General features: G+C 26.7%; 19 protein-coding genes and 1 pseudogene. 6 read left to right on the top strand and 14 right to left on the bottom strand.

Translation table 11 applies throughout. The features are described 5' to 3' along the window. Positions 1–54: 54 nt before the first annotated feature. On the bottom strand, positions 55–900 hold the full coding sequence (locus DR020_RS09920; RefSeq protein WP_055256981.1) for a DegV family protein: 846 nt from the start codon (positions 898–900) through the stop codon (positions 55–57). Positions 901–1,052: 152 nt separating this feature from the next. Next, entirely contained in the window at positions 1,053–1,472 is a 420-nt protein-coding gene (locus DR020_RS09915; protein ID WP_055256982.1) for a DUF3785 family protein, read from the bottom strand. A gap of 448 nt (positions 1,473–1,920) precedes the next feature. On the opposite strand from DR020_RS09915, the gene thrC reads away from it, so the two are divergent. From thrC to DR020_RS09900, 3 genes are read left to right on the top strand one after another with little or no spacing between them, the layout of a single operon-like run. Further along, positions 1,921–3,426 carry a threonine synthase gene (gene thrC / locus DR020_RS09910; RefSeq protein WP_207655895.1) on the top strand — a complete coding sequence of 502 codons (1,506 nt, stop codon included), beginning with the start codon at positions 1,921–1,923 and terminating at the stop codon, positions 3,424–3,426. Further along, on the top strand, positions 3,419–4,300 hold the full coding sequence (thrB, locus tag DR020_RS09905) for a homoserine kinase (RefSeq protein WP_160110464.1): 882 nt from the start codon (positions 3,419–3,421) through the stop codon (positions 4,298–4,300). The genes thrC and thrB overlap by 8 nt, the downstream gene beginning before the upstream one ends. Before the next feature lie 22 nt (positions 4,301–4,322). Beyond that, positions 4,323–5,615: a homoserine dehydrogenase gene (locus DR020_RS09900; RefSeq protein ID WP_112365844.1), complete on the top strand. Its 1,293-nt coding sequence runs from the start codon at positions 4,323–4,325 to the stop codon at positions 5,613–5,615. Between the two features lie 38 nt (positions 5,616–5,653). Here DR020_RS09900 and DR020_RS09895 read toward each other — a convergent pair whose 3' ends face one another. The 9 genes and pseudogenes from DR020_RS09895 to DR020_RS09855 all read right to left on the bottom strand — a co-directional run bounded on the left by DR020_RS09895 (position 5,654) and on the right by DR020_RS09855 (position 14,657). Beyond that, positions 5,654–6,235: a phosphatase PAP2 family protein gene (locus DR020_RS09895; protein WP_112365843.1), complete on the bottom strand. Its 582-nt coding sequence runs from the start codon at positions 6,233–6,235 to the stop codon at positions 5,654–5,656. Positions 6,236–6,462: 227 nt separating this feature from the next. After that, a complete protein-coding gene (locus DR020_RS09890) occupies positions 6,463–7,383 on the bottom strand; it encodes a patatin-like phospholipase family protein (protein WP_112365842.1) in 921 nt (306 codons plus the stop codon). 217 nt (positions 7,384–7,600) lie between these two features. Then, positions 7,601–10,033 carry a heavy metal translocating P-type ATPase gene (locus DR020_RS09885; RefSeq protein WP_112365841.1) on the bottom strand — a complete coding sequence of 811 codons (2,433 nt, stop codon included), beginning with the start codon at positions 10,031–10,033 and terminating at the stop codon, positions 7,601–7,603. Between the two features lie 55 nt (positions 10,034–10,088). Further along, the gene (locus tag DR020_RS09880) at positions 10,089–10,355 is read right to left on the bottom strand and encodes a metal-sensing transcriptional repressor (protein WP_055256989.1); all 267 of its coding nucleotides are present in this window, start codon (positions 10,353–10,355) and stop codon (positions 10,089–10,091) included. Positions 10,356–10,554: 199 nt separating this feature from the next. Further along, on the bottom strand, positions 10,555–11,226 hold the full coding sequence (locus DR020_RS09875) for a PHP domain-containing protein (protein ID WP_160110463.1): 672 nt from the start codon (positions 11,224–11,226) through the stop codon (positions 10,555–10,557). A gap of 66 nt (positions 11,227–11,292) precedes the next feature. Then, positions 11,293–11,520 (bottom strand): annotated as a pseudogene (locus DR020_RS12740) (DUF2500 domain-containing protein); the annotation flags it as partial. Positions 11,521–11,739: 219 nt separating this feature from the next. Then, positions 11,740–13,017: an ABC transporter permease gene (locus DR020_RS09865; protein ID WP_058992406.1), complete on the bottom strand. Its 1,278-nt coding sequence runs from the start codon at positions 13,015–13,017 to the stop codon at positions 11,740–11,742. 3 nt (positions 13,018–13,020) lie between these two features. Next, positions 13,021–13,968, bottom strand: a complete 948-nt coding sequence (locus DR020_RS09860) for a COG1361 family protein (protein WP_112365839.1) — start codon at positions 13,966–13,968, stop codon at positions 13,021–13,023. Further along, the gene (locus DR020_RS09855) at positions 13,965–14,657 is read right to left on the bottom strand and encodes an ABC transporter ATP-binding protein (RefSeq protein ID WP_055256994.1); all 693 of its coding nucleotides are present in this window, start codon (positions 14,655–14,657) and stop codon (positions 13,965–13,967) included. The genes DR020_RS09860 and DR020_RS09855 overlap by 4 nt, the downstream gene beginning before the upstream one ends. A 177-nt stretch (positions 14,658–14,834) precedes the next feature. Here DR020_RS09855 and DR020_RS09850 point away from each other — a divergent pair, with 177 nt between their 5' ends. After that, positions 14,835–15,476, top strand: a complete 642-nt coding sequence (locus tag DR020_RS09850; protein ID WP_055256995.1) for an SdpI family protein — start codon at positions 14,835–14,837, stop codon at positions 15,474–15,476. Between the two features lie 50 nt (positions 15,477–15,526). Here DR020_RS09850 and trmB read toward each other — a convergent pair whose 3' ends face one another. Continuing rightward, on the bottom strand, positions 15,527–16,186 hold the full coding sequence (gene trmB, locus DR020_RS09845) for a tRNA (guanosine(46)-N7)-methyltransferase TrmB (RefSeq protein WP_055256996.1): 660 nt from the start codon (positions 16,184–16,186) through the stop codon (positions 15,527–15,529). A 170-nt stretch (positions 16,187–16,356) separates the two neighbouring features. Between trmB and DR020_RS09840 the strand changes: the two genes are divergently transcribed. Together DR020_RS09840 and zupT are read left to right on the top strand one after the other, a co-directional pair. Continuing rightward, a complete protein-coding gene (locus DR020_RS09840; RefSeq protein WP_055256997.1) occupies positions 16,357–17,274 on the top strand; it encodes an FUSC family protein in 918 nt (305 codons plus the stop codon). 115 nt (positions 17,275–17,389) lie between these two features. After that, positions 17,390–18,169: a zinc transporter ZupT gene (gene zupT, locus DR020_RS09835; protein ID WP_112365838.1), complete on the top strand. Its 780-nt coding sequence runs from the start codon at positions 17,390–17,392 to the stop codon at positions 18,167–18,169. 34 nt (positions 18,170–18,203) lie between these two features. On the opposite strand, the gene DR020_RS09830 is transcribed toward zupT, so the two are convergent. Next, positions 18,204–19,073 carry a DegV family protein gene (locus DR020_RS09830; protein WP_112365837.1) on the bottom strand — a complete coding sequence of 290 codons (870 nt, stop codon included), beginning with the start codon at positions 19,071–19,073 and terminating at the stop codon, positions 18,204–18,206. A gap of 113 nt (positions 19,074–19,186) precedes the next feature. Next, positions 19,187–19,603 (bottom strand): DUF3783 domain-containing protein, encoded by a 417-nt coding sequence (locus tag DR020_RS09825; RefSeq protein ID WP_160110462.1) that lies wholly within the window; start codon positions 19,601–19,603, stop codon positions 19,187–19,189. Positions 19,604–19,721: the final 118 nt, after the last annotated feature.

Genomic DNA, 19,721 nt, shown 5'->3' with positions numbered 1-19,721 from the left:
ATATGTTGTATACAATATATAGTTTGTTCAAATTCACAAATTAAATACTTAAAACTACTTCCAAAAATAAGCTATTCCAATACTTCCAGGACCAACATGAGAACCTATTACAGGACCTATATCTTGAATATCTACCTTCATATTTAATTTTTCTTCTAAAGTCTTAGCTAGAGTCAATCCATCCTCTTCACAATTTATATGATGTACTATAACGCCACCTAATTCTTTTTCTTTTAAATCATTCATCAAAATATCTATCATAGTTGATACAGCTTTCTTTTTAGTCCTAACTTTAGCCAATACATCTGTTTTTCCATTATTAACAGTTAATATAGGTTTTATTTGAAATAAATTTCCAATCAATGCAGAAGCACTCCCAATTCTTCCACCTTTTTTTAAGTAATCTAAAACACTAGGAGAAAATACAAACCTACTATTCTTTATAGTATTGTTAGTAATATCTAAAATTTCATTCATTGATTTTCCAAACTTAGCATGTTTTGCAGCTTCTAAAACAACAAAACCCATTTGCATACAATTAGTTCTTGAATCTATTATTTCTATATTTATATCATATTTTTCTAATATCATATTTTTAACTAAATTAGCAGTAGAATATGTTCCACTCATTTCTGAAGATATGAATATTCCAACTATGTCATCGCCATTTTTAGCTATTTTATCAAAAACATCATAAAATTCTTCTGGAGTTGGTTGAGAAGATACAGCAAACTCTTTCGCCTCTTCCATTTCCTTATAAAATGTCTGATTACTTATTGAAGTTTCCCTTCTATTTGTATTTTTCAATAATATATTTAAAGATACAACGCTAATATCATATTTTTCTAAATACTTTTTAGGTATATATGATGTACTATCTGTAACTATTTTTATAGCCATAAAAACACTCCTCAAATTTAAATAATTATACTTATATATATTTTTAATTTTTTAATATTAAATATAAACATTCTAATAAACTTATAAAATTTATTTATATCAATATTTTTTAGGTTATCATATAGAAGTATCTCATAATAGAAATAAATTTTTTATATTTCAAACTCTTCAATCACAACTGAATATACTCCACAATTTTTACAAACTATAATTGTTACTATATAGCTATCATCTACTATACCTTCTCTTAAAAGTTTGTTAAATGTTACTCCTTCATATTCCTTTGATATATTACTTATGATATACTTAGAATCTTTTGTAAACATATAAAAATTAAATTCTAAATACTCATAATAATCCTTATCTTCTTTATTTACCTTGCATTTTTCACAACGAACATCATAATATTCTTTATCAAAATCAACTTCATCTTCATCGCTATTTTCAAAAATATTTATTATTTTTTTTATATCCATATCCTTTATAGGTTTTTCTTCATCATTAAAAAATCCTATAGCTTTTTCTTCATTTAATTCATATTCTTTTCCTTTAAAAATAAATTTGTATGACACTTAAAATCAATTCCTTTCATTTGTTATAAACAATTTTAATTAATAATTATTTACAATTAATATAATTAGTCAAATATCAGTTTAAAAACACTAATTTCCGAATAAATTTTTCTTTAATTTATAAATAACAATTTTTATACCTTAAATTATTATATAGCAGAACTATATCTTTGAAAAGAACATAAAATCTTCTTAAAATTTTAATAATATCTTACAAAAAAAATATTGATAAAATGTCAAATACAGATTATAATTTATTACATCTTAATATAAAACATGATTAAGTTATTTTAAATTAATCCCTAATATTTAAATAACTTATAAAACCCCTAATTAAAAATTTGAATTATTTATCCCAAATTTCTATTAGTATACTAATAAATTAATAATCATATAGTTTATTATGATTTAAAAAGTTTACTATTATTTAATTCATTTTCAAGGAGTGATTGTTTTGTATAAAAGTACTAGAGGCTATGAAAAGCTAGTAAGTTCTAGCTATGCCATAATAAATGGTCTTGCAGAAGATAAGGGTCTTTATGTTCCCTTTAAAATACATAAATTAAAAAATTCTTTAGAATATTTAGCAGGACTTCCTTATGAAGAATTAGCTTTTTGCATTCTTAAAGAGTTTTTAGATGATTTTTGTGATGATGATCTTAGAGATTGCATCTACAAGGCCTACGATAAAAAATTTGAAGATAATAAAATATTACAAATAAAATCTATTTCAAATACTCACTTTTTAGAACTTTATCATGGTCCCACTCTAGCATTTAAAGACGTGGCACTATGTCTTTTTCCTTATTTATTAAACAAAGCTTTAATAAATAATAAACAAAAGGAAAATATTCTTATTTTAACTGCAACATCAGGTGACACAGGCAAAGCTGCTTTAGAGGGTTTTTCTGATATTCCTAGAATAAAAATTGCAGTTCTTTATCCTAAAGATGGTACAAGTTTAATACAAAAACTTCAAATGATAACCCACAGAAGTAACAATTCTTTAGTAATTTCCCTAAATGGAAATTTTGATGATGCACAAAATTGCATAAAAAATATATTGAATGATTCTAAGATAAAAAAAGAATTTAATGATAATGGCTTTATATTATCATCAGCTAATTCTATAAATATTGGTAGACTTTTTCCTCAAATAGTTTATTACTTCTATGCTTATGGAAATCTTCTAAATAAAAATATTATAAAACATAATGAAAAAATAAATATAGTTGTTCCAACTGGGAATTTTGGAAATATTCTTTCTGCTTACTATGCAAAAAAATTAGGTCTTCCTATTAATAAACTTATTTGTGCTTCTAATGAAAATAATGTTTTATTTGATTTTATAAATACAGGGATTTATGATAGACGAAGAATTCTAAAAGTTACTAATTCCCCTTCTATGGATATTTTAATATCTAGCAACCTTGAAAGGCTTTTATATGATTTAAGCAATGAAGATTCAATTCTTATAAAAAATCTTATGAATTCCTTAGAAATTCAAGGCTTTTATGAGATTCCTAAATCATTAAAAGAAAAATTAAATGAAATTTTTTATAGTGATTTTGCTACAGAAAAAGAATCAATAAATGCAATAAATAAGGTTTATAAAAACTTTAATTATCTTATAGACCCACACACTGCCGTTGCTTATTCAGTTTATGAAAAATATAAAGAAAAAACTAAAGATAAAACGCAAACTATAATAGCCTCAACTGCTAGTCCTTTTAAATTTCCAAAAACAATTTTACAAGGATTAAATGTTAATACTTCAAACATTAATGATATAGAAGCCCTTAATATTTTATCTAAAAAAACTACTTTGCCTATCCCAACATCATTGAAAAATTTAGATAAAAAGCCAATTATTCATAATAACATTTGTCCAAAAGACAAAGTTTTACAAGCCATAGAAAACTTTGCACATATAGGAGGTGATTTACTTGATTAAAATTAAAGTTCCCTGCTCATCTGCAAATTTTGGACCTGGATTTGATTCTATTGGTGTTGCATTAAATCTTTACAATACTTTTTCAATATGTGAAATAGAGAGTGGTCTTATAATAGATGGTTGTCCCTTAGAATTTCAAACAGCAGATAATATAGTATATAAAGCTATGGAAATTGTATTTAAAAAAGTAAATTATACTCCATCTGGAATAAAAATTTTAATTGAATCTGATATTCCAATTTCAAAAGGACTAGGGAGTAGCTCAAGTTGTATCATAGGTGGTATGGTTGCTGCAAATTACTTATCTGGAAATAAGCTATCTAAAGAAGACCTTATAAACTTAGCAATTAAAATGGAAGGCCACCCTGATAATGTTATTCCTTGTTTTTTAGGTGGATTTATTGTTTCTTTCTTTGATGGTGAAAAAACTTATTATGAAAAAATTCCTTTTGAATCTAAAACTAAATTTTTTGCCATGTATCCAAACTTTAATTTATCTACTAAAAAATCAAGAAATGTTTTACCTAAACAATTAGATTTTAAATTTGCTATGTCAAATATAGCTGCTAGTTCATTTTTAGTTGCATCTATTGCTAATAATAATTTAAAGAATATAAAACACGCTATGAAAAACGTTATTCATGAAAATTTTAGAGAAAATTTAATTCCAAATTTTTTAGAAATAAAAAATAAAGCTTTAGAACTAAATGCTTTAGGAGTTTATTTAAGCGGTGCTGGGCCTACTATTATGGCTATAACTTCTCAAGATAATTTGGATTTTAAAAATTCTATGGACTCTTTTTTTGAAAGCTTAGAAAATGATTGGACAATCAAAGAGTTATCTATTTGTACTAATGGCACTACAATATATTGATTAAAAAGGAAAGAGGGATTTTATGAAACAAGTTAAAATTGCACTTTTAGGACTTGGCAACGTTGGATCTGGAGTTTGGAAAATATTAAATTTTAACAAATCCGAAATATTTAAACGTTGCGGTTTTGAAATAGAAATTAAAAAAATTTTAGTTAATGATATAAATAAAAAAAGATATCTAGATATTCCAGATGGTATTTTAACAAATAATTTTTGTGACATTTTAAATGATGACTCTATTGAAATTGTAATAGAAGTTATGGGGGGCGCATACCCAGCCCTTGACTATATGATAGAAGCTATGAAAAAGAAAAAACATATAGTTACAGCTAATAAACTTTGCATAGCTCTTCATGGTGATAGATTGTTTGAGACTGCTTTAAAAGAAAAAGTATTTTTATATTATGAAGCAAGTGTTGGTGGTGGAATTCCAATTATTAAACAAATAAATGAAAGCCTTACTGCAAATAAAATTGAAAAAATAGTTGGTATAGTAAATGGAACTACAAATTATATTTTAAGTAATATGACTGAATCTAATATGTCTTTCGATAAAGCACTGTGTTTAGCTAAAGAAAATGGATTTGCCGAATTTGATCCAACTGACGATATAGAAGGTTTTGATGCTGCTTACAAACTATCCATTATGTCTTCTTTATCTTTTGAAGCACCAGTTCATCCAAATAATATTTTAAGAGAAGGAATAAGTAATATAAGGATTAAAGATATAAATTATGCTAAAAAATTTGGCTACGTTATAAAACTTTTAGCCATTGGAACACTTAAAAATAATTCTATTGAAGTTAGAGTGCATCCGGCGTTTGTTCCCAAAAATCATCCATTTGCAAGTGTTAAAGATTCATTTAATGCTGTTTACTTAAAAGGAAATGCTGTTGGTGATTTAACAATCTATGGGAAAGGAGCTGGTGATTTACCAACTGGTAGTGCAATAGTGTCTGATCTTCTTTCAATATTAAGAAACAACCTAAACTATTGTGGGATAAATCAAGCTAGAAATTTAAATAATAAATACGATATTTTACCTAGTGATGAAATTGAAAGTGAATACTATATAAGGCTTAATGTCAAAGATAAGCCTGGCATAATTGGTGATATTGGAACACTTCTTGGAGAAAATAATATAAGTATATCCTTAGTTACTCAAGATATACAAACAAAACATCAAGTTGATTTAATATTTTTAACTCAAAAATGCAAAGAAAAATCAATAAAGAATTTTAAAGAAAAAATAAATAACTATAAAAATCTTAATAAATTAGAGAATATAATAAGAATTGAAAATTTAAATAATTAAATTTAAATGAGGATTCAAAGTATTTGAATCCTCATCTTTTACGCTGCATTTCTTCTATTTTTCTTAATTGGTATCCTAAGTATGGGATTTGCAATTTTATAAACAAAACGATTATAAAGAAAAATAGCTATTAAACAAGATATAAAGCCTACAACTACTCCCATTAGAACATCTGTTGGATAATGAACAGTAAAGTACAACCTAGAACATGCTATTAATATAGCCCCTATAATCGATGGCGCTGCCATTTTTCTTATATAAATAGCTATTATAAATGCTGCTACAAAAGCTGCTGACGTATGTCCTGAAGGAAATGAGTATCCAGGAGGCGTTGAAATAAGTAAATGTAAACTATGTAAAGTATCAAACGGTCTTGCTTCCTTTACAGTATTTTTTATTACCTCTGTTATTATATAATTTATTATAGATCCGAAATAAATTAGAAAACCAACCTTTCTATATTTCTTCGTTATAAGAAGTATAATTCCTATCACAAGCCATATAGCCCCATCTTTCCCTACAGTGGTGAAAAAACTCATTATTGGAGTTAAAAAAGGATTTTGAATATGAGCCTGAATAAAGAATAAAATATTATCGTTAAAACTAGATATTAGTGACATATTTTCTTTTCTCCTTAGTTTTTTACAATTTATATATTTAATTATACATTACATTTAAACTATTAACATTAATTTTAAATTAAAATTATTTATATCACAAAATTCATGTTATATCATTTTATATAATTTGTCTACTTAATTTTTTTATATCGTCTTTAATCGTAAATGATAAAAAGGAATAAAAATATAAATTTTATTCCTTTTATGTTTTATAATTAAATATTTTATCACTCAACATCACAGTTATTATTTTTCTCTTTTTTCTTCTTAAAAATAAAAGATATTTTATCCTTAGTTGAAAGTTCCTCTTTTTTTCTTTCACTTTCTAAAATATTGATACCTAAATTTATAATAGGTTCTAGAAGATTTTTAGCATCATTGTATCCATGATTAATTCTGTTTTTCTTTGCATTAATATCTAAATTTAAAACCCCATTTATTACATTTTCCTCTAATTCCTTAGGGTATATTTCTATTATTTGAGCGTTAGGATAAAGACTTCTATCAACTTTTACATCTTTTGATAGTAAAACAACTATTATTGTATCACAACCCTCTCCATATACAGGTTGTATGGGAAGATTATCAACAAGTCCTCCATCTAGATATCTTTTCCCTTCTATCTGAGCACTTTCATATATTAATGGCAATGAGGCTGATGCCATTATTATTTCTTTAGCATCAGCTACATTATAATCATTTAACTTAAAATACTTTACTTTAAAATCAGGAATTTGAGTACACGTTGCATAACATATTTTTTTCCTCTTTTTTATTTTGTTTATATTTATGTAATTATCCATTATTTGCACTAATCCATCTTTTGAAACAGCTCCGTTTTCTAAAGAACTAACCATATATTTTTTTACAAAATTCATATTTTTAGCTCCAACTGATAGAGCAATTCCCTTTTTAACTAAATTGAATTTGCTTATAGGCACTAAAGAATCCATAGTAACCTTATCCCAAAGTTCTACTGCCTTTTCTAAATCATCTTGTGCAAATAATGCAGCATTAAAAGCACCTATAGAAGTTCCAGAAAAAACATCAATATATTTATCTATGGACAATTCCTTTAAAGCCTTCCAAACTCCAAGTTCGTATGCTCCTTTTCCGCCTCCACCTGCTAAAACTAAACCTATTTTCATATAAATTACCCCTTAATACACATATTTCTTTATAAATATTTCTAATTTTATTTTAATTATATTATATTCCTAACTTTTGATTAGTTTCTTGATTTTATTTTTATATTTTTGGATTATTAACTTTTTTGAAATATTTATGCAATAATTGTTTTAAAAAAGAAATCATAGAATTTAATTTTTAATTCTATGATTTCTTATATTAAATATTTATTTTAAACTAAGCTTTAAATTTTTTAAGTCTTAATGCATTTAAAAGTACTGATACTGAACTACAACTCATAGCTGCTGCACCAATCATTGGATTTAAAAGTGGACCTCCAAATATGTATAAAAGCCCCATAGCTATTGGAATACCAACAACATTATATGCAAATGCCCAAAACAAGCTCAATTTTATATTATTTATTGTAGCCTTACTTAATTTAATCGCTGTTATAACATCCATTAAGTCGCTTCTCATTAATACAATACTAGCTGACTCTATAGCAACATCTGTTCCTGAACCTATAGCTATTCCTATATCTGCTTGAACAAGCGCAGGCGCGTCATTTATACCATCTCCAACAAAAGCCACCTTTCTATTTTCTCCTTGAAGCTTTTTAACTTCATTAGCTTTATCTTCTGGTAAAACTTCTGCCAAAACTATATCTATACCTATTTCATCGGCTATGGCCTTTGCTGTCTTCTTATTATCCCCTGTTATCATTGCAACATTTATTCCCATGCTGTGTAATGTTTCTATAGCTTTCTTGCTACTTGGTTTAACTGTGTCTGCAACAGCGATAACCCCTTGAAGCATTCCATCTATTGCCATATACATAGGAGTTTTTCCTTTTTCAGCTAAGCCTTCTGCCTTATTAAATATAGCATCATTTATCTTAACAGTTTTACTTTCCATAAGTTTTTTATTTCCAAGTAAAATAGTCTTATTCTCTATTAACACCTCAATACCATGCCCTGGAATTGCATTAAATTTTTCTATTTGTTTTAATTCTAAACCTTTATCTTTAGCTCTATTTACTATTGCTTCACCTAAAGGATGCTCTGAACCTTTTTCACAACTAGCAGCTAATGCTAAAATTTCATCTTCACTCATAGAATCTGTTATTATATCGGTAACTCTTGGTTTTCCTTCTGTTATAGTACCTGTTTTATCAAATACCACTGTGTCTACTTTATATGTATTTTCTAATGCCTCTCCACCTTTTATTAAAACTCCATTTTCTGCACCTTTTCCAGTACCTACCATTATAGCTGTTGGAGTTGCTAAACCTAGAGCACATGGACATGCAATTACAAGTACTGCTATAAATATAGTAAGCGCAAATACTAAATCTTGTCCTGATATATACCATGCTATTCCTGCAAAAAGTGCTAAACACATTACAACTGGCACAAAATAACCAGATACAACGTCAGCAAGCCTTGCAATAGGTGCTTTAGATCCTTGAGCATCCTCCACAAGTTTTACTATTTGAGATAGCGCAGTATCTTTTCCAACCTTTGTTGCTCTATATTTTATAAGTCCTGTTTTATTTATACTAGCTCCTATTACCATGCTACCAACTGTTTTTTCAACTGGAATACTTTCTCCTGTAAGCATAGATTCATCTGTTGATGTCATTCCCTCTATAACCTCACCATCAACTGGTAATTTTTCACCTGGTTTTACAACTATTATATCATTTACTATAACTTCATCTATTGGTATTACTATCTCAGTATTATTTCTAATTACTGTAGCTGTCTTTGGTGCTAAACCCATAAGTTTATTTATCGCTTGTGATGTTTTTCCTTTTGAAATAGTTTCTAAATATTTACCTAAAGTTATAAGTGTTAATATTGTAGCTGCTGAATCAAAATAAAGATGTTCAACAAAAGAAACATTTCCAGCTATTATTTCTCCAATACAAAACAATCCATATATAAATGCTGCTAATGTACTAACTGATATCAAAGAATCCATATTAGGACTTAAGTGAAATAAATTTTTAAGCCCAACCTTATAAAACTTAGAACCTATTATCATAACCGGTACTGTTAACACTAATTCTAATATAGCAAAATTTAAAGGATTTAATGACGGACTTATTATACTTGGAAGTGGCATTCCAAAATCGTGTCCCATTGCTATTATAAAAAGTGGCACTGTAAATACACAAGACCATATAAACCTATAAAACATAACCTTAGTTTTATCTACAGGTTTTGTTTGTTCCTTTTTCTCCTCTTCTTTAACAAGCTTATAACCTGACTTTTCTACTGCAGCTTTTATTTGTCCATAAGTTACTTCATCTGCATTAATTGTTATTGCAAGCCTTTCTGTTGCAAGATTTACAGTAGATTCTATAACTCCTGGTAACTTTCTTGTAACTCTCTCAACTCTACTAGAACATGCAGCACATGTCATTCCTTCAACCTTTAAATTATAACTTTGAATATTTTTTCTAACCTTATATCCAGCTTTATCAACAGTTTGTTCAATAATATCTGAATTTACTTTTTCTTTATCATACTCTACAGTTAATGTTTCTGTGGCAAAATTGACAGTAGCACTCTCCACTCCATCTACTTTTTTAGTAAACCTTTCAACTCTATTTGCGCATGCAGCGCAAGTCATCCCATCAATTTTAAATGATTTACTCTCCATTAATTGCACCTTCTTTTGTTTAATATTATACTTTTAAGAAACAATCCATGTTGTTTTATTTAGACATTATTTTTTCCAACACTTGAATTATTTCCTCCATTTTTTCATCTGCTTTATTTTCATTACAAGCTTCTTTTACACAATGATGTATATGCTGTTTTAAAATAAGAAGATTAGCTCTTTTTAATAAAGATTGTGATGCTGTTATTTGATTTGATATATCAATACAATACCTTTCATCTTCTATCATCTTTATTATTCCTTCTATTTGACCCCTTGCAGTCTTTAAAGATTGTAATGCTTTCTTTTTTTCTTCATTCATTTTTATACCTCCCCACCCCATGGGGGTGTTTATATTTTAATTATATCTTTCTTTGAAACTTTGTCAATAATATAGACTCATTTTTTAAGAAAAATATTTTACCAATTTATAAATATAATACTTTTATTATTTTAACCTTAAACAGCAAAAAAACGCAAATAAATTTGCGTTTTTAATTTAATATTTCAATATTTTTATTTCATGCGTATAAAACATTTAAAAAACTCTTTATTTCATCGCTATTTAATGTTATTTCACCTAAGGAATTGTATTTTTTTCTAAATGTATGAAAATCTGAACCAGCTGTATATATAATGCCTTTTTCTTTTGCAAACTTTAAAAAAAATTCCTCATCACTTTTTTTATTTTCTATATACTTAGCTTCTATTCCTTTGAAATCAAAATCCTTTATAATATCAAAAATTTTTCTTTTAATCCTAACAGGATGCGCAAGCACGCAAATCCCATCAAATCTACTTATTAGCGTTATAACCTCCATAGGAGTTAAAAATTTATCTTTCTTTCTATCTATATTAGAATTTAAAAACTTTCTTATATCTTTTATTTCTTTTTTTTTAATAAGATTTAGGATCTCATAAAATAACCTATTATTAACTATATCATCCCTAAAATAACATAGAATATGAATATGTTCCCCATTATACATAGATGATATTTCCACTCCTGGAATTACACATACACCTAGTTTTTTTCCAATCTTCATAGCCTCATAAACCGAACCCATAGTATTATGATCTGTAATAGATATTATATCTAACCCCTTTTTCTTTGCTAATTTTATTATTTCTAAAGGGCATAAATTTCCATCAGATGCTGTTGAATGTATATGAAAATCTCCTTTTTTATACATAATTTTTTCTCCCATAATTTCTCTAATAAATATACTATTCAAAACATTTATGAAAATTTATATAAATTATTGTCTTTTAAAACCAAGATAACGACTACCCTGAAAAGAAAGTTTTCCATAATCTCCTTCTTTCAACATACCATACTCTTTTTCGCAAACACAAAACTCTATTCTATCACCACTTTGAACTTCAAACGTCACATAATAAGTAGATGTTCTTGTGTACCCAAACTCATTAACATTATTATTATGTGTTACATTTATTCGTTTTGTTATAATAGTTGCATCAACAGTTAATCGTGGAGATTAATTATTTTTATTCCACTGACCAACTCCTCTAATAATTTGGGATATAATCGACACAACAATAATTAAAAACACAAGTATATACATAAATTCAAATCCATTTAACCATATCATTTTTTACCTCAATTTATTTTGATTTTCATATTATTATCTTATAAAGTAAAAAAATATATAACATTATTTTTTACAATCATAATATCTATTCAGTTATCTTATAGCTGTTATAACATCTGTTTTAGCTGCTTTATTAGCTGGAAGTATGCCTGATATAAATCCTATAATTAGACAGAATACTAAAATACCTAAAACAAGTGATATACTTGGTATCGCAATAGATTTTATTGGTTGGTCAATTAGTGTCTGCGTAATATTTTCCGCAACCAAATTTATTACACCACTTATTAACAACCCTAAAATAATTGATATAATCCCACCTATACCTGATATTGCACAAGCTTCTCCAACAAATATTTTTCTAACATCATTAAGATCACCACCTATAACCTTTATGACACCTATCTCTTTGTTTCTTTCATAAATTGCCATATCCATTGTATTAGTTATTCCAAGTGCTGCAACTAAAAGTGATACTCCAGCTAAAGAACCTAATATAATATTTACTCCCATAAGTATTTTTTTAGTATCCTCTTCAAATTCTCTAAAAGAGTAAGTTTGATATCCCATTTCTTTCAAAACATTCTCATATTCTTCTAAATTATTTTTGTTATAAACCTTAACTGCTATTTCATTATATTCTTTAAGAAGCCTATTAATTTCATCTTTTCCATAATAAATTTGAGATTGAACTATATTATCATACAACCTTCCAGTTACTAAACTAGAATATTTATACTCTCCTGAACCATTAACAATGCCAACAACTTTCCCTGATATAACTTTAGATGTAGTTTCTTGTCCATTTTCATCTACATAACTATTTCCCCCAATTTTAACCTTTTTACCAATTAATTCATTGTATTCTGATAAATCCTCTACCTTTTCTCCCCAGTCATATCCTAAAAATGAATTGGCAACTTCCACTCCTAAAACTATTTCTTTGCTATCTTTTCTTGGGACTCTACCTGCAACTAAGTCTGCTTCTATATCATCATAACTATCTTTAGATATAATACTTGAATAATTCGTTACATTTGCTATATTAAACTCTGCTGAAGTCGTTCTTTTAGGTGTTACATTTTCTACAAAATCTAATTTTTTAATTTCCTCTACACATTTATCATCCAATATAGTTTTTGTATTTTTATCTTCATTTGTTTCTGCCCAAAAAGGTTGTACCGTTATAACAGATGTATCCATAAGACCATTCATGCTTTCATTTAAATATTTTTCAAAGCCATTTGTTATAGATACTATAATAAATACTGCAAGACATCCAATTATAACTCCACTCATTGTGAATATAGTTCTTGCTTTTCTCTTCCACATATTTCTCCATATTATTCCTATTAAATCTTTAAATCTCATTTGCTATGCTCCAAAACCAAAAAGATTTTTTATAAATCCCCAAAACCCTCTACTCTCTTTAGTATCATTCTCTATTGCATCTGATACACTCTCTGTTGCTAATGCCTTTACTGTACAATTGCTTTCTGCTACATATGTGTTTTTAGAATCATCCTCATAATTTACAGATATTGAAGCTACAGTATCTTCTAAAACATTTGGAAGGTCTATTTCAAACATTTCCTCTTCTTCCGTTTTTATATTTGATGCTTGATAGGAATAAACATTACCATTTAGATTAACTCTAACATCTACATTTTTGATTTTTGTATCACCAGCATTTGTTAAACTCCCTGTAAGTTTGTATCCATCTCCGTTTTCATAAACATCAACATCTGAAAGTTCTAATTGTGCCTTAGATTTTAACACTATTCCAGATAATTTAGTTATCTCTTCTTGCTCTTTACTATCTTCATTATATGTTACACTAGTTATAAAATTATAAGCCCCCGCCTTCAAACTCTTATCACTATAAAGTCTTATTGATACCTCTCTTTTACTTCCCGCATTTATAGTTCCTAAATAAATTTCATTTGTAGTTCCCATTGGAACAAATCCTTCTAATGTTCCCTTTCCCTCAATACTTACTATTTTTAAAGATGTATTATGAAGTTTAGCATTTGTATTATTAACTAGTGTATACGTCAGTATAAATTCATCGCCTGGCTCTATCTTATCCTTATCAATCTTAACACTTTCTATTAATATTTTTTTAGGTTGAATATTATTAACTTGGGTGTCTATATTATTTTTACTTTCAGTCTCTCCAACATTACCTTTTTCATTTCTATCTAAGTTATCTAAAACATCGGCATTTATATTTGTAGCTAAAACTAAATTTTCTCTCCCTACTAAACTTACACTACTAAGTGCTAAAGCTGTAACTAATATTACTAATCCTTTTTTCTTCATAATAAAATTTCCTCCCCATTACTTACTAATAATCCATCTTTCATCTTTATAATTCTAGTTGCGTATTTATAAACTACTTTTGAATGAGTAACAACTACAAAAGTGGTTTTATATTTTTCGTTTAATTCTTTTAAAAGTTCTAATATTTCGACGCTTGTTTTACTATCTAAATTACCGGTTGGTTCATCGGCTAAAATAACCTTTGGATTATTCATTAAAGCTCTTGCAATTGATACTCTTTGTTGCTGTCCACCAGACAATTCACTCGGCTTATGATTTACCCTATCTTCAAGCCCTACTTTTTTTAACATATCTAATGCCCTTTTTCTTCTCTTATTTTTAGAAACTCCCGAAAATATTAGAGGCATTTCCACATTTTCAATAGCACTCAATTGTGGCATAAGATTATATGCTTGAAATATAAATCCTACATTATGCCTTCTAAAAAGAGCTAGCTTGTTTTCGTTTAGCTTGTCTATTCTATTTTCATTAATTGTTATCTCTCCGCATTCACACGGCATAAGTCCCCCTAAGATATTTAAAAAAGTAGATTTTCCAGAACCTGATTCTCCAATTATTGCAACAAACTCACCTTCTTTTATGTCTAAAGTTATTCCCTTTAAAATCTCTACTTTCTCGTTTCCTACTTTAAAATTTTTTTTAACATCTTTACAACAAACTACTTTCACTACATTCCCCTTTTAACTTAATTTATCCTATTTTATTACATTTTATATTAATTTTACTATATTTTCTATAAATATTCAATTTAAAAATTATTTTAATAACCCATTGAAAAAGTAGTATACTGTAATTACAATTTAGTTAATTCGAAAAACATCTAAATAAGAAAGAGGATTTTGATAATGAAAAAGAAAAGTAATATTTATAATTTAATTTTAACTGTTATAGCATTTTTAATTCCTATAATTTTGTATAGTAAACTTCCCTATGCTATCCCCTGCCAATTTAGTATGTCAACAGGAACTGTCACTAATTATATGAATAAACCTATAGGAGCATTCTTTCTTCCTTTAATCATGGCACTTATTTGGATTGGAATGTTATATCTTCCCAAGATAGACCCTAGAAAATCACACTATGCTAAATTTGCAAGAAGCTATGGTTTAATTTTATGCCTTATACTAACATTTTTCTTTGTTTTACAAATAATAATTATTTTAGTTTCCCTTGGATTTAATGTTCCTGTAAATACAATTATTCCATTTGCACTGGGAATACTTATTATAGTTATAGGAAACTACATGCCAAAATCTAAAAGTAACTTCTTTTATGGTATAAAAACTCCTTGGACTTTAAGTTCAGAAACTTCTTGGAAGAAAACTCATAAATTAGGTAGAATTTTATTCATTTTAACTGGATTGCTTATATGTATTAGTTCTTTATTTTTAAGTGGTAGTATTACATACACTGTTGTACTTATATCTATAATCCTATCAGTTATAATAGTTGTTATAGCTAGCTACTTTTTCGCCAAAAGAGCTTAAAAAATAAAGCTGTACCAAAATCTAATTATATTTTTGGTACAGCTTTATTTTTATTTTCTTTTAGCTATTAAAAATTTTATTTTTATTCCCTTTTCTGTAAACATATTTTCATGCTCAGTTCTTATATTATCTTTGTCATATTCACTGTTATGTAAATCATATGTTTTATAAATTACATCAAATCCACTTTCTTTAAAATATTCTAAAGACTCTTCAAAAAGATTATCATCATCAGTTTTAAACCATATCTCACCATTATTAACTAGAAATTTCTTATAATTTTCAAGTTGTCTTGTATGAGTTAACCTTCTCTTTTTATGCTTTTCCTTAGGCCAAGGATTACAAAAATTTATATATATTCTATCTATTTTATCTTCTTCTCCTAAAATATCATTTATAAGGCCTATTTCTTGCGCCATAAGTTTAACATTATCTAAAATTTCATTATTTTCCTTATAAACTCTTTCTATATTTCTTTTAGCCAAGACTAAAACTTCATCTTTTATATCTATCGCTATATAATTTTTATCTTTATTTCTAGCACCATGAACCGATACAAAATTTCCCTTTCCACATCCAAGTTCTAAATACATTATTCCTTCATTTTTAAATGAACTACTCCATTTTCCTTTATATTCTTTTGGGTTTTGAACAAAAAAATTACATGCCTCAAGTTCTGGTCTTGCCCATGGTTTTTTTCTAAGTCTCATAACTTTATCCACTCCGTATCTTGTATTTCATAATTATTATACAGAGTTACTTAGTTTCTATCAACATATTTAAAATGCAAATTAAAATATTCTTTTTCCTTTTGCTTAGATAATAACTTTCATGTAAAATTATAATATATTAAGTTATTATATTTAGGAGGTTAAAACTGTTGAATTTACCTAAAATAGGAATGAGAACAATAAAAACTGGCATTGCGGCTTTTATATGCGCACTAATAGGTTATACAGGAATTATAAATAATTCCTTTTTTGCAATAGGCGCTTGTGTAGTTTCTATGCAAAATACTATAAAAGATTCTTATGACGCTGGTTTTAATAGAATAAAAGGTACTATACTTGGAGGTATCTTTGGATTTCTGATGGTTTATATATTTGACCACAATATTTTAATAGCTTCTATTGGATTGGTTCTTGCTATATATGTGTGTAATATATTAAAATTACAATCATCAATATTAGTGTGTGCTATTACCTATTCTTCTATTGCTTACACCATAAGTACGCAAAATCCATTTAGTTACTCTTTTCATAGAACATTAGATACAACTCTGGGTGTCGTTATAGGAGTTTTAATAAACTACACAATCTATAAGCCTAATCTTTTAAATGATATTTTATCTAATATAGAACGCCTTAGAGATTTAAGTTTTCACTTAGTTAGAAATAGTCTTTTATCTAAAAATATAGATTTAGATGATTATGAAAACAAACTATCTAGCTTAATTTCAATTATTAATAAACATGATGCAGAATTTTATAGTGATAAAAATATTGGGGAGTATTTCGAATTTGAAAAAATAATCATGGAATTTAAGGAAATAAAAATACACCTTTATTGCTTAGAGAAACTTAAAGGTAATTTTACTATTTCTAAAGAAAATTTACATTATTTAAATTCAATTTTTGGACCTGAAATTACAAATAACTTTAAGGCATTAGAAGATGCACCTTCTAATAATTTAGAATTATCTTCTGTTTACAATTATCATCTCAATGAAATATTGCATTCTCTAGAAGATATTAATAATTGGATTTTAATTCATTCAAAAAAGAAACTTGTATTATAAAGTAAAACCACAATAGTATGTGGTTTTTATTTTTTTACATAATTTCTTTTAATATTCATACTCTAGAATATACATTAATATATATTTAATAAAAATATTAAATGAGGTTAATTTTATGAATGTTAATACTTTGATAGCTTTTATTCTATGCTCCATAGCTGGTTTTTCTACAATTTTAGGTGCCTTTATTGTCTTTTTTTCTAAATCCGATAATAAAAAAATAATTACATTTGCTTTAGGATTTTCATCTAGCGTGATGATTACAGTTTCTTTTACTGATCTTCTTCCAAATGCCTTAACTTCTCTTTCAAAGCACTATAATATGACTTTTTCAACTGTCTATACCTTAATATTTATATCATTAGGTTTTTTTATAACATTTTTTATAGATAAATTAATTCCAGAAAACAATACTTTATATGATAAAAATAAAAAAAAAGATAATAAACTTTATAAACTCGGCTTATTTTCTTGCTTAGCTATTATGATACATAATTTTCCTGAAGGTATGGCGACATTCATTTCTAGCTATGAAGATCCTTCTTTAGGTTTATATATAACTTTAGCCATAATGCTTCATAATATTCCCGAAGGTATATCAATTGCTATTCCTATATATTCATCCACCAACAGTAAGTTAAAAGCTTTTAAATATACATTCCTATCAGCATTAGCAGAACCTTTAGGAGCCATAATTACATTCCTATTTTTACAACCATTTATAAACGAATTACTCCTTGGAATAGTCTTTGCGATTGTTTGTGGTGTTATGATTTATATAGCTTTTAATGAACTTATACCAAATGCTATTAATTTAGGATTTCAAAATATTTATTTATTTTCAATTCTTTTAGGAATTATTGTTATGAGTTTAAGCCATATATTTCTCCATTAATTTAAGGAGCTAAAAAATTTTAGCCCCTTAAATTTTATTCTATATAATTCTTAATTCTTTCTTTAAAAAATGTAATTCCAACTCCTCCTATACCTAAATGCGTTCCAAGTACACTCCCTATTTTACTTACCATATATTGCTGTTTTCCTATTTTTTCATCTATCATTTTCATTATTTCTTCAGCTGTTTCTATATCGTCCGCATGACTTATTCCAATTATCTGCCCTCTAAACCCTTTAGATTCAGCACATACTAAATCTACAACAGTTCTTAATGTCTTTTTTCGTCCTCTTACCATTTTTATAACTTCCATGTACCCCTCATTAACATGTAAAATTGGTTTAATATCTAAAATTCCACCTATAGTTCCTTTAAACTTACTTATCCTTCCTCCTTTTATAAGCCATTTTAAATCGCTTATGCTAAATATATAGCACGTTTTCTCAACCATATCATTTATACTTTCTATGATATTATCAAAACTATAACCCTCTTCAATCATTTTTGCAGCTTGCATTGCCATAAGCCCTATTGCAGCTGCACCAGTTTTACAATCTATTATTTCAATCTTTAAATCTTTATGCTTTTCTTTAAACTCATCTAAAATATTTTTGCACACATTATAAGTTCCAGAAAGGCGAGATGAGAATGATAAATAAATAAAATTATCATTATTATTGCACAATTTTTCAAAGACGCTATAAGCATCCATTGGATTTACTTGGGATGTTTTAGGAACAATCCCTTCTCTCATTTTTTCATATATGTAATCTACGCTAACATTTACCTTATCTAAAAATTCCTCGTTATTTGCCGATATCCTAAGCGGTAAAACTTCTATATTATATTTTTTAATAAAACTATCATCTAAATCACAAGTGCTATCAACTACTATTTTAATCATAACAATACTCACTTTCCTTTATCTTTTTATCAATTATATATTGATTTATAATAACATTTAATTACTAAAATAAAAAAGTTTTTAGAGTAAATTACCCTAAAAACTTTTTAAATTTAGTGTTTTAACTCTTTTCCTTTTTTCATAGAAATTCTTTCGAGAACTAAATTTTCAATCAAAACATTAACAGTCCAATTTTTAGATGTTTCAGTTACAATAGCGAAAAGTACATCATTCATTCTACTCTTCTTTAAACTATCTATAAAAAGATTTACTTTAACATTAGGCACATTATTAAATATAATTGCTCTTTTTTTATTTGAAACCTCACAATTTTCATCTAACTTATTATCTATTAAATCACTAATTACTGTTTCTCCATTTTTCCATGAAATATTTATCTGATCCCGTACACCAAAAATATTCCCATAATTTTTGATAATTTTTCTATCTTTATCATTAAAGTTATATACTATTACACAACTTCTCTCATTGTTATCTATATTTTTATTATCTAGTTTTACAAAAGACAAGAAAAACACCTCCTAAAACTTCTTTATTATATAATAAAGTTTATTAAATATGCAAACTATAATTTATTAATAAAATTATTATTAATTTTATTTCATTTTTTTATTTACATAACATTAT

The sequence above is a fragment of the Sarcina ventriculi genome (assembly GCF_900456775.1).
GTDB classification, from domain to species: Bacteria; Bacillota; Clostridia; order Clostridiales; family Clostridiaceae; genus Sarcina; species Sarcina ventriculi.
This window is presented reverse-complemented; position numbering and strand designations above follow the sequence as displayed.